This is a genomic window from Pseudomonas sp. 30_B, from assembly GCF_017491605.1.
In the GTDB taxonomy this organism is placed as follows: Bacteria; Pseudomonadota; Gammaproteobacteria; order Pseudomonadales; family Pseudomonadaceae; genus Pseudomonas.
The window spans coordinates 222,503-236,325 of the sequence record NZ_JAFGYY010000004.1; the positions used below are offsets into that span (position 1 = coordinate 222,503).

Here is a 13,823-nt window from a genome sequence, read left to right on the forward strand (position 1 = left end):
TTCCTTAAGAGCCGGGTGCCGCTCGCAGAATCCGGGAGCGGGGTTGGCTTTTATCACGGCTACCTTGGTGGCCGTGGTCATGTCTCAAGGCCTGGGTTTCGAGGCGCTGTCGGCGGGCGAATCGCTCTTGCCGTTGCAACGCTTCAGGGGACTGCCTCGTGTCCGTTCAATGTGTTTGCAGGCGGTTGGGGACGGCGATTACGCGATCATCCGCGGGCCTGGCCACTTTTGGCGGCCTCCCGAATATAGCAGCAATGATTAAGTGCTTCAATTGAATGAAAAATTGTTATTATATCCGGATGACGAATCCCGCCCCTCCGACTTCCGGCGTTCAGCTGCTTGAAGTCGCGCCGGAGTATGCCGGCCAACGTATCGACAATTTCCTCCGCACCCAGCTCAAGGGCGTGCCCAAGACCCTGATCTACCGCATCCTTCGCAAGGGTGAGGTGCGGGTCAATAAAGGCCGCATCAAGCCCGAGTACAAGCTGCAGGCCGGCGACGTGGTGCGCGTGCCGCCGCTGCGCCTGGCCGAGCGCGACGAGCCCGTGCCATTGGCTCAGGGCCTGCTGGAGCGCCTTGAGGCCGCCATCGTCTTCGAGGATAAGGCGCTGATCGTGGTGAACAAGCCCACCGGTATCGCCGTGCATGGCGGCAGCGGGCTGAACTACGGCGTCATCGAGGCGTTCCGCCAGCTGCGTCCGGAATGCAAGGACCTGGAGCTGGTGCATCGCCTGGACCGTGATACGTCCGGTCTGCTGATGATCGCCAAGAAGCGCAGCATGCTGCGCCATCTGCACGACGCTCTGCGCGGCGAGCGCGTGGTGGACAAGCGCTACCACGCCTTGGTGCGTGGCAGCTGGCCGGCGGCGAAGAAGCAGATTGCCGTGCCGCTGCTGAAGAACAACCTGCGCTCCGGCGAGCGCGTGGTGGAAGTGAACCCTGAGGGCAAGGAGGCGCTGACCGAGTTCAAGGTGCTGCGCCGCTTCGGTGACTTCGCCACCCTGGTGGAGGCGCGCCCGATTACCGGTCGTACTCACCAGATCCGCGTGCATGCCAAGCATGCCGGTCATTCCATTGCCGGTGATCCCAAGTACGGCGACGAAGATTTCTCCCGCGAAATCCGCGAGCTGGGCGGCAAGCGCCTGTTCCTGCATTCCGCGTTCCTGCGCGTGCCGATGCCTGATGGCTCGGTGCTGGAGCTGGAGGCGCCGGTCGATGAGGTCTGGCAGCGTACTGTGGAGCGCCTGGATGCGTGAGTATTCCCTGCTGATCTTCGACTGGGATGGCACGCTGGTGGATTCCATCGGCCGTATCGTCGAGTCGATGCGCGTTGCGGCGGTCAACTCCGGCCTGCCGTCGCGCAGTGATGAGGCGATCAAGGGCATCATCGGTCTTGGCCTGCCCGAGGCGATCCAGACGCTCTATCCCGAAGTGGAAGAGGGCGAGCCTCTGGATCGATTCCGTCGCGACTACGGCGAACACTATCTAAGTCTGGAAGTGCAGCCTTCGCCGCTGTTCCCCGGCGTTGCCGAGGCGATGGTCGAGTTTCGTGATGCGGGATACCAGTTGGCGGTTGCTACCGGCAAGAATCGCCGTGGGCTGGATCGCGTGCTGGCGGGGCAGGGCTGGACCGACTTCTTCGATATCACCCGTGCTGCCGACGAGTCGGCGAGCAAGCCTGATCCACGTATGCTCCATGAAATTCTCCGGCATTGCCGGGTCGATGCTCGCGATGCGCTGATGGTGGGCGATTCGCCCTTCGATCTGGAAATGGCGCGCCGGGCCGGCATGGATTCGGTGGCGGTGGGCTATGGTGCGCAGTCGCTGGAGATTCTGCGGGAGTATGCTCCGGCGCTGGAAGTGGGGCATTTCAATGAATTTCGCGCCTGGCTGTCCGGGCGCTCGGTAAAACCGCTGCTTAAGGTGGGCAACGATGTCGGATGAATGGAAGGCTGACGAGAGCAAGGCCGCGCAAGCCACGGTAGGTGACGATAAGAGCTGGAAGCTGCTGGAGAAGGCCGTGCTGGCTGGAGTTCAGGAGCAGCGCCGCTCGCGCCGCTGGGGCATCTTCTTCAAGTTGCTGACCTTCCTTTATCTATTCGTCGCCCTGGCGCTGTTCAGTCCGTTCGGTGGTCTGTCCAAGTCTGCCTCGCGCAGTGCCAGTCATACGGCGATGATCGAGGTGAAGGGCATGATCGCCGACGACGAGCCGGCCAGTGCCGACAATGTCGTCGGTGCGCTGCGATCGGCGTTCGAGGATGCCGGTACCAAGGGGATCGTGCTGCGCATCAACAGTCCGGGCGGCAGTCCGGTGCAGTCGGGCTATATCTACGATGAAATCAAGCGCTTGCGCGGCGAGCATCCGGATATCAAGGTCTATGCCGTGATCAGTGATCTCGGCGCCTCCGGTGCTTATTACATCGCCAGTGCTGCCGACCAGATCTATGCCGACAAGGCCAGTCTGGTGGGCTCCATCGGTGTGACGGCGGCGACGTTCGGCTTCGTCGGTACCATGGAGAAGCTGGGGGTGGATCGCCGTGTCTACACCTCGGGCGAACACAAGGCGTTCCTCGATCCGTTCCAGCCGCAGAAGCCGGATGAAACCGCGTTCTGGCAGCAGGTGCTGGATACGACGCACAAGCAGTTCATCGACAGTGTGAAGAAAGGGCGTGGCGATCGTCTGAAGGACAAGGATCATCCCGAGCTGTTCTCCGGTCTGATCTGGTCCGGCGAGCAGGCGCTGCAGTTGGGTCTGATCGACGGCCTGGGTAGCACCAGCTATGTGGCGCGCGAAATCATCAAGGAGAAGGAAGTGGTGGACTACACCGTCCAGGAAACTCCCTTCGACCGCTTCGCCAAGAAGCTGGGTACCAGCGTCGCCGAGCGTCTGGCGCTGTGGATGGGCTGGCAGGGGCCTGCTCTGCGCTGATTCCTTCCTCTATATAAAGGAGGGCCCGGCAATTGCCGGGCCTTCTGCGTTTCGGGTCCTGACTTCAGGGAATGAGCACCTGCTCGGCCAGCAGCATGTCCACAAGGCGGATCAGTGGCAGGCCGATCAGGCTGGTGGCGTCTTCGCCTTCGGTGGAGCGGAACAGGCTTACGCCCAGGCCTTCGGCCTTGAAGCTGCCGGCGCAGTCGAAGGGCTGCTCGGCTTCCAGGTAGCGGCGAATGCGCGTGTCGTCGAGATCGCGGAAGTTCACGGTGAAGGGCACGCAATCGACCTGGCTGCGGCCGCTCCGGCTGTTCAGCAGGCAGAGGCCTGTGAGGAAGCTGACGCTCTTGCCGCTGGCGGCCTTCAGTTGTTCGATGGCGCGCTCGATGTCGTGAGGTTTGCCGAGAATCCGGTTGCCGTTCACTGCGGCCTGGTCGGAGCCGATGATCAGGTGGTCGGGATAGCGCTGGGCGAGGGCGCGCGCTTTACTTTCCGCCAGGCGCCGGACCAGTTGCTTGGCGCTTTCGTCGGGCAGCGGGCTTTCGTCGATGTCGGGGCTTGCGCATTCGAACGGCAGGCGCAGGCGCTGCAACAATTCGCGGCGGTAGGGTGAGCTGGAGGCAAGGATCAGGGGCAGCATGGAAGATTCCTTCGGAGCGTGGCTGCGATTCTAGCGAAAAGGGCTGTCCATACAGCGGTTTATGGCTAATTTCCTTTGACAGCTTCGGGTGCATCCCTATAATGGCGCGCTTATGTTGAATGGACCGATACCACCTCACGTTGATCCGCGCAAACTGGTAGAGCGCGCCGCCACCCTCGAAGGTGAGCTGCCGATCGCCAAGATGCCACGTCTCAACGAGCAACTGACCAGCAGTGATGGCAAGATTCATGCGAAGTTTTCCTTCTTCCGTGATGAGCAGAAGCTGGCGGTCATGCACGTCGAACTCGACGCCGAGGTGAGCATGGTATGCCAGCGCTGTCTCGAGCCGGCCAACTTCCATGTGGGTGGTGAGTACGATTACGTCATCATCCCGGAAGGCAAGTCGATCGATGATCTGCCCAATGGCTACGATGCGCTGGAAGTGGGGGATGACCCCATCGACCTGACCTCGCTGGCCGAGGACGAGTTGCTGCTCGCCTTGCCCATCGTGCCGGTCCATGACCCTGAGGATTGCCAGCAGCCGGTGGGATACGCTACAGCGCCCGAACCGAGCGAGAACGTCGAAGAGCGGCCCAATCCGTTCAGCGTACTGGCGCAGTTGAAGCGTGACCCAAACGTTTAGGAGTTAATCAATCATGGCTGTTCAGCAGAACAAAAAATCCCGTTCCGCTCGTGACATGCGTCGTTCCCACGATGCCCTGGACGCGAACGCTCTGTCCGTAGAGAAGAGCACCGGTGAAGTTCACCTGCGTCACCACGTCTCCCCGGACGGTTTCTATCGCGGCCGCAAGGTCGTAGACAAGGGCTCTGACGAGTAATCCTTGTCCGCACCAATCATCGCGATTGATGCAATGGGTGGGGACTACGGTCCCCACTGCATTGTTCCGGCCTGCATTTCCTTTCTGGCCGAGTACGCCTCTCTTCAGCTGGTCCTTGTCGGCCAGGCTCCCCTGATCGAAGAACACCTGCGCGGCCTTTCCCCGGTCGACCGGCAGCGTCTTCACGTTCACCACGCCAGCGAAGTCGTCACGATGGACGAGCGTCCGTCCCAGGCGTTGCGTGGCAAGCCCGATTCCTCCATGCGTGTTGCCCTCGAACTGGTTCGGGATGGCAAGGCTCATGCCTGCGTCAGTGCCGGCAATACCGGTGCGCTGATGGCCCTGTCCCGTTACCTGTTGAAGACGTTGCCCGGTATCGATCGTCCGGCGATGGTCACTGCCGTGCCGACGCAGGGTGGTCACTGCCACCTGCTCGATCTGGGCGCCAACGTCGATTGCAGTGCCGAGCATCTGTACCAGTTCGCGGTCATGGGGGCTGTCGCGGCGGAAACGCTGGGCAAGCAGAATCCCAGGGTGGCGCTGCTCAATGTCGGCACCGAGGACATCAAGGGTAATCAGCAGGTGAAGCTGGCAGCCAGTCTGCTGCAGCAGGCGCGGGGTGTGAATTACATCGGCTACATCGAGGGTGACGGCCTGTATCGCGGGTTGGCCGATGTGGTGGTGTGCGACGGTTTCGTCGGCAACATCCTGCTGAAGTCCAGCGAGGGGTTGGCGGCGATGGTCGCGGCCCGCCTTGAAGAACTGTTCAACTCCAGTTTGCCGGCCAAGGCGGTGGGTCTGATGGCCATGCCGTTCCTCCGCCGGCTGCGCGCCGATCTCACCCCATCCCAGCACAATGGTGCGAGTTTCCTCGGTTTGCAGGGCATCGTGGTGAAGAGTCACGGCAGCGCGAAAGAGGAGGGCATTCAGAGCGCCTTGCGTCGTGCGCTGCTCGAAGTTCGCGAGAATCTGCCCCAGCGGCTGCATGGCCGGCTGGAACATCTGCTCTAATGTGACCGCGGTCGTCAGACCGTCATCCAACTGTCAGTTCAATACGCCAGGCTCTCGCCGGCGATATCCATTTGACGAATCAGACAAAAGGGACCTGTTGCAATGTCCGCATCCCTCGCCTTCGTATTTCCCGGTCAAGGCTCGCAGTCCCTCGGCATGCTCGCCGAGCTGGGCGGCCAGCACGCCATCGTGCGCGATACCTTTGCCGAAGCTTCCGCTGCCCTGGGGTATGACCTCTGGGTCCTGGTGCAGGAAGGGCCGGAAGAGCGCCTGAACCAGACTGACAAGACCCAGCCCGCCATCCTCACTGCCTCCATCGCCCTGTGGCGTCTGTGGCAAGCCGAAGGTGGTGCGCAGCCGGCATACGTTGCCGGTCACAGCCTGGGTGAATACTCCGCGCTGGTCGCCGCCGGCAGCCTGGCCTTCGCCGATGCGGTGAAGCTGGTCGAGCGCCGTGGCCAGCTGATGCAGGAAGCCGTTCCCGCCGGCACCGGCGGCATGGCCGCCATCCTCGGCCTGGAAGACGCCGACGTACTCGCTGCCTGCGCCGAAGCGGCCCAGGGCGAAGTGGTCAGTGCCGTGAACTTCAATGCGCCGGGCCAGGTAGTGATCGCTGGTGCGGCCAAGGCCGTCGAGCGCGCCATCGAGGGCTGCAAGGCGCGTGGCGCCAAGCGTGCCGTCGCGCTGCCGGTCAGCGTGCCGTCGCACTGCGAATTGATGCGTCCGGCTGCCGAGCGTTTCGCCGAGGCCGTCGAAGCCATTCAATGGCAGATGCCGCAGATCGCCCTGGTGCAGAACGTTACCGCCCAGGTTCCGGCCGATCTGGCCGCGCTCAAGCGTGACTTGCTGGCCCAGCTGTACAGCCCGGTTCGCTGGGTGGAGAGCGTGCAGCTGCTGGCCGAGAAGGGCGTCACCGACCTGGTCGAATGCGGTCCGGGCAAGGTGCTGGCTGGTTTGAACAAGCGTTGCGCCAAGGGCGTGACCACTCACAATCTGGATTCCGCGGACGCCTTCGGGGCGGCACGCGCGGCGCTGGTCTGACAGGAGATAAAGCATGAGTCTGCAAGGTAAGGTTGCACTGGTTACCGGCGCGAGCCGTGGTATCGGCCAGGCCATCGCCCTGGAGCTGGGGCGCATGGGCGCCACCGTGATCGGTACCGCCACCAGCGAGTCCGGCGCGCAGAAGATTTCCGAATACCTGAAGGCCAATGGCATCCAGGGTTCGGGCATGGTGCTGGATGTCTCCAATGACGAGTCCGTGACCAGCACCCTGGAAACAATTCAGAAAGAGGCCGGCGCGCCGGCTATCGTCGTCAATAACGCCGGCATCACTCGCGATAACCTGCTGATGCGCATGAAAGACGACGAGTGGTTCGATGTGGTCAACACCAACCTCAACAGCCTCTACCGCCTGTCGAAAGCCGTCCTGCGTGGCATGACCAAAGCACGCTGGGGCCGCATCATCAACATCGGTTCGGTAGTTGGCGCCATGGGCAATGCCGGGCAGACCAACTACGCTGCTGCGAAGGCCGGTCTGGAGGGCTTCACCCGCGCCCTGGCGCGCGAAGTCGGTTCCCGTGCTATCACTGTCAACGCGGTCGCGCCGGGCTTCATCGACACCGATATGACCCGCGAACTGCCCGAGGCGCAGCGTGAAGCTCTGCTCGGCCAGATTCCGCTGGGTCGACTTGGGCAAGCGGAAGAGATCGCCAAAGTGGTAGCATTCCTCGCTTCCGAGGGCGCAGCTTACGTTACGGGTGCCACGGTACCGGTGAATGGCGGAATGTACATGAGTTGATGTGACGTGTTTCTTCGTGGCGATGTCCTATGCGCTGTCTAAAATTCCCCGAACATTGCGAACGGGATTAGGCAGAGCATCTGGGGTGGCCGCGAAGGGGCGTCAGCGTTCAGCTTGAAATGCAGAAAACCCTTTCTATACACTTACCCGCAGCCCAGCTGTACGGATTGTCCATAGGAGTGAAAACAAGGTATGAGCACCATCGAAGAACGCGTCAAGAAGATCGTTGCTGAGCAACTCGGCGTTAAGGAAGAAGAAGTCACCAACAGCGCTTCCTTCGTTGAAGACCTGGGCGCCGACTCCCTTGACACCGTTGAGCTGGTGATGGCTCTGGAAGAGGAATTCGAGACCGAAATCCCCGACGAGCAAGCCGAAAAGATCACCACCGTTCAGGAAGCCATCGACTACATCGTTGCCCACCAGGCATAAGACGTAGTCGTCGGTTCCCCGACGAAAGAAGCCGCACGGCCTGCAAAGGCGTGCGGCTTTTCTTTAACGCCGGCATCAGCCGGCGTTATTGCCGTGAAACGTATGAGAGGAAGTCACAGTGTCGCGTAGACGCGTAGTCATCACCGGCATGGGTATGCTGTCGCCCCTGGGTGTGGATGTGCCGAGCAGTTGGGAAGGCATTCTCGCCGGGCGCAGTGGTATCGCCCCGATCGAACACATGGACCTGTCCGCCTTCTCCACCCGCTTCGGCGGTTCGGTGAAGGGGTTCGACGTCGAGCAGTACATGTCCGCCAAGGAAGCTCGCAAACTCGACCTGTTCATCCAGTACGGCCTGGCCGCCAGTTATCAGGCGGTGCGCGACTCCGGCCTGGAAGTCACCGACGCCAACCGTGAACGCATCGGCGTTGCCATCGGTTCGGGTATCGGCGGTCTGACCAACATCGAAAATACGTGCCGTTCGCTGTTCGAGCAGGGCCCGCGGCGCATCTCGCCGTTCTTCGTGCCCGGCTCGGTCATCAACATGGTTTCCGGGTTCCTGTCGATCAACCTCGGTCTGCAGGGTCCCAACTACGCCATCACCACTGCCTGCACCACCGGCACCCATAACATCGGCATGGCCGCGCGCAATATCGCCTATTGCGAGGCTGACGTGATGGTCGCCGGCGGCTCGGAAATGGCCGCCTGTGGTCTGGGCCTGGGCGGCTTCGGCGCGGCCCGCGCGCTGTCCACCCGCAACGACGAGCCGGCCAAGGCCAGCCGCCCGTGGGACAAGGATCGTGACGGCTTCGTGCTTTCCGACGGCGCCGGTGCGCTGGTGCTGGAAGAGTTGGAGCATGCCAAGGCCCGTGGCGCGCGCATCTATGCCGAAGTCGTCGGCTTTGGCATGAGCGGCGATGCCTACCACATGACCGCTCCGCCGGAAAACGGCGCGGGCGCCGCTCGCTGCATGAAGGCGGCGCTGCGCGATGCCGGGCTGAATCCGGAGCAGGTCGACTACATCAACGCCCACGGCACCTCCACGCCGGCCGGCGACATCGCGGAAATCGCCGCGGTGAAGTCGATCTTCGGCGAGCATGCCTATGGGCTGTCGATGAGCTCCACCAAGTCCATGACCGGCCACCTGCTGGGTGCCGCCGGCGCGGTCGAAGCGATCTTCTGCGTGCTCGCCCTGCGCGACCAGGTGGCGCCGCCGACCATCAATCTGGACAACCCCGACGAAGGCTGTGACCTGGACCTGGTGGCGCACCAGCCCAAGGAGCGTCCGATCGAGATCGCCCTGTCGAACTCCTTCGGCTTTGGCGGCACCAACGGTTCCCTGGTGTTCCGCCGGTTCCACGGCTGATGCTGAGCTGGGTCGACGGCCGAAGCGCCGAGGTACTGTCCGTGAGAGATCGCGGGCTGGCCTACGGCGACGGCCTGTTCGAGACCATCCGCGTGTCGGCGGGCCGTCCGCGCCTGCTGGCACGCCACCTGGAGAGACTGGAGGAGGGCGTGCAACGCCTGTCCCTGCCGGTCTCGCTGGACCGCATCGAAGATGAACTGCTGCGCTTCAGTACGGCGTTGGGTGACGGCGTCGCCAAGCTGATGCTGACCCGTGGCGAAGGCGCGCGCGGCTATGCGCCGCAGGCAAACGCCGATGTGCGCCGCCTGTTGCTCGGATCCCCGGCGCCGGCCTATCCGGCGAAGCACCAGGAGGAGGGCGTGCAGCTCTTCCCCTGTGCCACGCGCCTGGCCGAACAGCCACTGCTGGCGGGGCTCAAGCACCTCAATCGCCTGGAGCAGGTGCTGGCCCGCGCCGAGTGGGATGACCCGACCTTCGCCGAAGGGCTGATGCGCGACGTCTCCGGCCGGATCGTCGAAGGCGTGTTCAGCAACCTGTTCCTGGTTCGCGATGGCGAACTGCTCACCGCCGAGCTCAGCCGCTGCGGCGTTGCGGGGGTGATGCGCGCCGAAGTGATCGAGCGTGCCGGCGACCTCGGGCTACCGGTCATCGTACGGGACATCGACTTCGCCGAACTGGCGAAGGCCGACGAGGTCTTTCTCTGCAACAGCCTCTACGGCATCTGGCCGGTGCGTGGCTTTGCTGGCCATGCTTGGCCGGTCGGGTCGCTGACCCGTAAACTGCAAGGCCAACTTCGCGAACTTCTGGATTCCTGACACGTGATGCGCAAATTGCTGGTGCTGCTGGAAGGCGGCCTGCTGCTGGCCGGGCTTGTGCTGGGCCTGGCGGCCTGGGAGCAGCACCGCGCGCTGCAACAGCCGCTCCAGCTCACCGAAGAGCGACTGCTCGATGCGCCTTCCGGGGCGACGCCGGGCGGGCTGCTGACCCGGCTGCAGGATGAGGACGTGCTACATGGCGCGTTCTGGCTGCGCCTGTACTGGCGCTTCAACCTGGCCGGCGAGGCTTTGCACAGCGGCGAATACCGCCTCAAGCCCGGCATGACCGCCGCCGAACTGCTCGACCAGTGGCGTGACGGCGACGTGGTGCAGTACGGCCTGACCCTGGTCGAAGGCTGGACCTTCCATCAGGTACGGGAACTGCTCGCCCGCCAGCCCAAGCTCGGCCAGACCCTGGCCGGCCTCAGCGACACCGAGGTGATGGCCAGACTGGGCAAGCCGGGTGCATTTCCCGAGGGTCGTTTCTTCCCTGACACCTACCGCTTCGTTCGCGGCACCAAGGACGTCGACCTGCTGAAACAGGCCTACCAGCGCATGGACAACATCCTTGCCGAGGAGTGGGACAAGCGCGAGTCGGACCTGCCGTACAAGGACTCCTACCAGGCGCTGATCATGGCTTCGCTGGTGGAGAAGGAAACTGGCGTACCACAGGAACGCGGGCAGATCGCCGGGGTCTTCGTGCGTCGCCTGGAAAAGAACATGCTGCTGCAGACCGACCCGACCGTCATCTACGGCATGGGCGAGCGCTATGTTGGCAAGATCACCCGTGCCGACTTGCGCGAACCGACCCCCTATAACACCTATGTAATCGCCGGCCTGCCGCCGACACCCATCGCCTTGCCGGGGCGTGAGGCCATCCACGCGGCGCTCAACCCGGTGCCGGGTGACAGTCTGTATTTCGTTGCGCGCGGCGATGGCAGCCATGCCTTCTCCGACAATCTCGACGATCACAACAAGGCGGTGCAGGAGTTCCAGCTCAAGCGTCGTGCCGACTACCGTTCCAGTCCGGCGCCGGTTTCCGCGCCGAACGCGCCCGCCGGCGATGCTCCGGCGGCGCAGTAGCCCGACAGACCTGGGCCCGAAATAGTTAAGGAGAGCCGAGTGACCGGCCTGTTCATCACCCTGGAAGGCCCCGAAGGCGCGGGCAAGAGCACCAACCGCGAATACCTGGCCGAACGCCTGCGCGAGCGCGGCATCGAAGTCCAGTTGACCCGCGAGCCCGGTGGCACCCCGCTGGCCGAGCGCATCCGCGAACTGCTGCTCTCGCCCAGCGATGAAGCGATGGCGGTGGACACCGAATTGCTGCTGGTCTTCGCCGCCCGCGCCCAGCACATCGCCGAGGTGATCCGCCCGGCCCTGGCGCGCGGCGCCGTGGTGCTCTGCGACCGCTTCACCGACGCCACCTACGCCTACCAGGGCGGCGGTCGTGGCCTGCCGGTGGAACGTATTGCGCAACTGGAAAGCTTCGTCCAGGGCGATCTGCGCCCGGACCTGACCCTGGTATTCGACCTGCCGGTGGAAATCGGTCTGTCCCGCGCTGCCGCCCGTGGCCGGCTTGACCGCTTCGAGCAGGAAGGCCGCGCCTTCTTCGAGGCCGTGCGCAGCACCTACCTGGATCGCGCCCGCGCCGAGCCTGCGCGCTACCGCATCGTCGATGCCGCCCAGCCGTTGGCCGAGGTGCAGCGCAGCCTGGATACACTGCTGCCGACCCTGCTGGAGCGCCTGCATGGCTGACATCTATCCCTGGCAGCAGGGCCTCTGGCAGCACCTGAGCGGCCGCGAGCGGCATGCCCATGCCTACCTGCTGCATGGCCCGGCCGGTATCGGCAAGCGCGTGCTGGCCGATAACCTGGTGCACCTGTTGCTCTGCCAGAAACCGACGGACGGCAAGGCATGCGGCCAGTGCAAGGCCTGCCAGTTGCTCGCCGCCGGCACCCACCCGGATTTCTTCCTGCTGGAGCCGGAAGAGCCGGAGAAGCCCATCCGTGTCGACCAGGTGCGCGAGCTGGTGGATTTCGTGGTGCAGACCGCCCAGCTGGGTGGGCGCAAGGTGCTGCTACTGGAGCCTGCCGAGGCGATGAACCTCAACGCCGCCAACGCCCTGCTGAAAAGCCTGGAAGAGCCGTCCGGCAACACGGTGCTGCTGCTCATCAGCCACCAGCCCAGCCGGCTGCTGCCGACCATCAAGAGTCGCTGTGTGCAGCAGGCCTGCCCGCAACCGACCGGGGAGCAGAGCCGCGCCTGGCTGGCCGGTGCCTTGCCGGAGGAATCGGCGGAAGGGCTCGACGAGTTGCTGGTGCTGGCCGGTGGCTCGCCGCTCACCGCGCTGCGCCTGCATGGGCAGGGCGTCCGCGAGCAGCGTGCGCTGGTGGTGGACGGGGTGAAGAAGTTGCTCAAGCAGCAGGCTGCCCCTAGCCAGTTGGCGGAGAGCTGGAACGCGCTGCCCCTGCCGCTGCTGTTCGACTGGTTCTGCGACTGGGCCCTGTTGACCCTGCGCTACCAGTTGGCGCGCGACGAAGCCGGCCTCGGTCTGAGCGATATGCGCAAGGTGGTGCAGTACCTCGCCGAGAAGTCGGCACAGCACAAGGTGCTGGCGATGCAGGACTGGTTGCTCGCGCAGCGGCAGAAAGTCCTGAACAAAGCCAACCTCAATCGTGCCTTGCTTCTCGAAGCCTTGCTCGTACAGTGGGCAAGCCTTCCCGGGGCGGGCTAGAATTCGCCCATGGATACAACTGCCAGGACAGCTGAATGAGCTTGCCACCGAATCTGGGTCCGCGGAACGGAATCCTGTCCCTGACGATCAAGGACAAGTCCGTACTGTATGCCGCCTATATGCCGTTCATTCGCAACGGTGGTCTGTTCATCCCGACCAACAAGACCTACAAGCTGGGCGACGAAGTCTTCATGCTGCTCAACCTGATGGATGAGCCGGAGAAGATCCCGGTGGCCGGCAAGGTGGTCTGGATCACCCCCAAGGGCGCCCAGGGCAACCGCGCGGCGGGTATCGGCGTGCAGTTCAACGATGGCGACAATACCGCGCGCAACAAGATCGAGACCTACCTGGCCGGTGCGCTGAAGTCGGACCGTCCGACTCACACCATGTAGCTCATACCATTGGCGGGCTTTACCGTCTGCAGACACGAAGCGCCCGAATGGGCGCTTCGTCATTTTCCGGAGAGTGTTTTCATGCTGGTCGATTCCCACTGCCACCTCGATCGCCTCGATCTCGCCGCCCACGGCGGTTCGCTGGATGCCGCGCTGGACGCCGCGCGCGCGCGTGGTGTGAGCCAGTTCCTGTGCATCGGCGTCAGCGCGGACAATGCCAGGGCAGTCAAGGACCTTGCCGAGCGCTACACCGACGTGCACTGCTCGGTGGGCGTGCATCCGCTGGACCTGGAGCCGGGCGCCGCGCCGGCGCTGGACTGGCTGCTGGGCGAGCTGAATCACCCGCGCGTGGTCGCCATCGGCGAGACCGGCCTGGACTACCACTACGAGCCCGAAGCCGCCGAGCTGCAGCAGGAAGCCTTCCGCCTGCACCTGGAAGCGGCCAAGGTCACCGGCAAGCCGGTCATCGTGCATACCCGCGAGGCGCGCGCCGACACCCTGGCGCTGCTGCGCGAGGCCGCGCTGCCGCAGGCCGGCGTGCTGCACTGCTTCACCGAGGACTGGGAGATGGCCAAGGCGGCGCTGGAAATCGGCTTCTACATCTCGCTGTCGGGCATCGTCACCTTCCGCAATGCCGAGCAACTGCGCGAAGTGGCGCGCCAGGTGCCGGCCGACCGCCTGCTGGTGGAAACCGATTCGCCGTACCTCGCCCCGGTGCCGCACCGTGGCAAGCCGAACCTGCCGGAGTACGTGCGCGAAGTGGCCGAGTACCTGGCCGTGCTGCGTGGCGTAAGCTTCGAGACCCTGGCCGAACAGACCACTGCCAACTTCCGCCGGCTGTTCCCGCTGGCCGCCTGATGGCCGCCGGTC

At 64.0% G+C, this 13,823-nt stretch carries 17 protein-coding genes; 16 read left to right on the forward strand and 1 reads right to left on the reverse strand.

The genetic code is table 11. From position 1 onward, the window contains the following. Positions 1–299 precede the first annotated feature (299 nt). From rluC to sppA, 3 genes are read left to right on the forward strand one after another with little or no spacing between them, the layout of a single operon-like run. Positions 300–1,256: a 23S rRNA pseudouridine(955/2504/2580) synthase RluC gene (gene rluC / locus J5M67_RS06135; protein ID WP_207884434.1), complete on the forward strand. Its 957-nt coding sequence runs from the start codon at positions 300–302 to the stop codon at positions 1,254–1,256. Then, positions 1,249–1,944, forward strand: coding sequence for an HAD-IA family hydrolase (locus J5M67_RS06140; RefSeq protein WP_207884435.1), 696 nt, complete (start codon positions 1,249–1,251; stop codon positions 1,942–1,944). Before rluC ends, J5M67_RS06140 begins: the two co-directional genes overlap by 8 nt. Beyond that, positions 1,934–2,929 carry a signal peptide peptidase SppA gene (gene sppA / locus J5M67_RS06145; protein ID WP_207884436.1) on the forward strand — a complete coding sequence of 332 codons (996 nt, stop codon included), beginning with the start codon at positions 1,934–1,936 and terminating at the stop codon, positions 2,927–2,929. The genes J5M67_RS06140 and sppA overlap by 11 nt, the downstream gene beginning before the upstream one ends. A 64-nt stretch (positions 2,930–2,993) precedes the next feature. Here sppA and J5M67_RS06150 read toward each other — a convergent pair whose 3' ends face one another. After that, positions 2,994–3,572 carry a nucleoside triphosphate pyrophosphatase gene (locus tag J5M67_RS06150; RefSeq protein WP_207884437.1) on the reverse strand — a complete coding sequence of 193 codons (579 nt, stop codon included), beginning with the start codon at positions 3,570–3,572 and terminating at the stop codon, positions 2,994–2,996. A gap of 112 nt (positions 3,573–3,684) precedes the next feature. Here J5M67_RS06150 and J5M67_RS06155 point away from each other — a divergent pair, with 112 nt between their 5' ends. The 13 genes from J5M67_RS06155 to J5M67_RS06215 all read left to right on the forward strand — a co-directional run bounded on the left by J5M67_RS06155 (position 3,685) and on the right by J5M67_RS06215 (position 13,811). Then, complete coding sequence (locus J5M67_RS06155; protein WP_207884438.1) at positions 3,685–4,215, forward strand: YceD family protein; 531 nt, start codon at positions 3,685–3,687, stop codon at positions 4,213–4,215. A 13-nt stretch (positions 4,216–4,228) separates the two neighbouring features. Beyond that, a complete protein-coding gene (gene rpmF, locus J5M67_RS06160) occupies positions 4,229–4,411 on the forward strand; it encodes a 50S ribosomal protein L32 (RefSeq protein ID WP_009621425.1) in 183 nt (60 codons plus the stop codon). Between the two features lie 3 nt (positions 4,412–4,414). Continuing rightward, positions 4,415–5,422, forward strand: a complete 1,008-nt coding sequence (plsX, locus tag J5M67_RS06165; protein WP_207884439.1) for a phosphate acyltransferase PlsX — start codon at positions 4,415–4,417, stop codon at positions 5,420–5,422. Between the two features lie 102 nt (positions 5,423–5,524). Next, positions 5,525–6,463 carry an ACP S-malonyltransferase gene (gene fabD, locus J5M67_RS06170; protein WP_207884440.1) on the forward strand — a complete coding sequence of 313 codons (939 nt, stop codon included), beginning with the start codon at positions 5,525–5,527 and terminating at the stop codon, positions 6,461–6,463. Between the two features lie 13 nt (positions 6,464–6,476). Next, complete coding sequence (gene fabG, locus J5M67_RS06175; protein WP_207884441.1) at positions 6,477–7,220, forward strand: 3-oxoacyl-ACP reductase FabG; 744 nt, start codon at positions 6,477–6,479, stop codon at positions 7,218–7,220. A 192-nt stretch (positions 7,221–7,412) separates the two neighbouring features. Next, a complete protein-coding gene (acpP, locus tag J5M67_RS06180) occupies positions 7,413–7,649 on the forward strand; it encodes an acyl carrier protein (protein ID WP_015477931.1) in 237 nt (78 codons plus the stop codon). 118 nt (positions 7,650–7,767) lie between these two features. Beyond that, on the forward strand, positions 7,768–9,012 hold the full coding sequence (gene fabF, locus J5M67_RS06185) for a beta-ketoacyl-ACP synthase II (RefSeq protein ID WP_207884442.1): 1,245 nt from the start codon (positions 7,768–7,770) through the stop codon (positions 9,010–9,012). Beyond that, a complete protein-coding gene (gene pabC, locus J5M67_RS06190; protein WP_207884443.1) occupies positions 9,012–9,827 on the forward strand; it encodes an aminodeoxychorismate lyase in 816 nt (271 codons plus the stop codon). The genes fabF and pabC overlap by 1 nt, the downstream gene beginning before the upstream one ends. Positions 9,828–9,833: 6 nt before the next feature. Next, positions 9,834–10,910 (forward strand): endolytic transglycosylase MltG, encoded by a 1,077-nt coding sequence (gene mltG / locus J5M67_RS06195; protein ID WP_207884444.1) that lies wholly within the window; start codon positions 9,834–9,836, stop codon positions 10,908–10,910. Positions 10,911–10,949: 39 nt separating this feature from the next. After that, on the forward strand, positions 10,950–11,582 hold the full coding sequence (gene tmk / locus J5M67_RS06200) for a dTMP kinase (RefSeq protein WP_207884445.1): 633 nt from the start codon (positions 10,950–10,952) through the stop codon (positions 11,580–11,582). Further along, positions 11,575–12,561 carry a DNA polymerase III subunit delta' gene (locus tag J5M67_RS06205; RefSeq protein ID WP_207884446.1) on the forward strand — a complete coding sequence of 329 codons (987 nt, stop codon included), beginning with the start codon at positions 11,575–11,577 and terminating at the stop codon, positions 12,559–12,561. The genes tmk and J5M67_RS06205 overlap by 8 nt, the downstream gene beginning before the upstream one ends. A 35-nt stretch (positions 12,562–12,596) precedes the next feature. Further along, positions 12,597–12,953: a PilZ domain-containing protein gene (locus J5M67_RS06210; protein WP_009621447.1), complete on the forward strand. Its 357-nt coding sequence runs from the start codon at positions 12,597–12,599 to the stop codon at positions 12,951–12,953. Between the two features lie 81 nt (positions 12,954–13,034). Next, a complete protein-coding gene (locus J5M67_RS06215; protein ID WP_207884447.1) occupies positions 13,035–13,811 on the forward strand; it encodes a TatD family hydrolase in 777 nt (258 codons plus the stop codon). Positions 13,812–13,823: the final 12 nt, after the last annotated feature.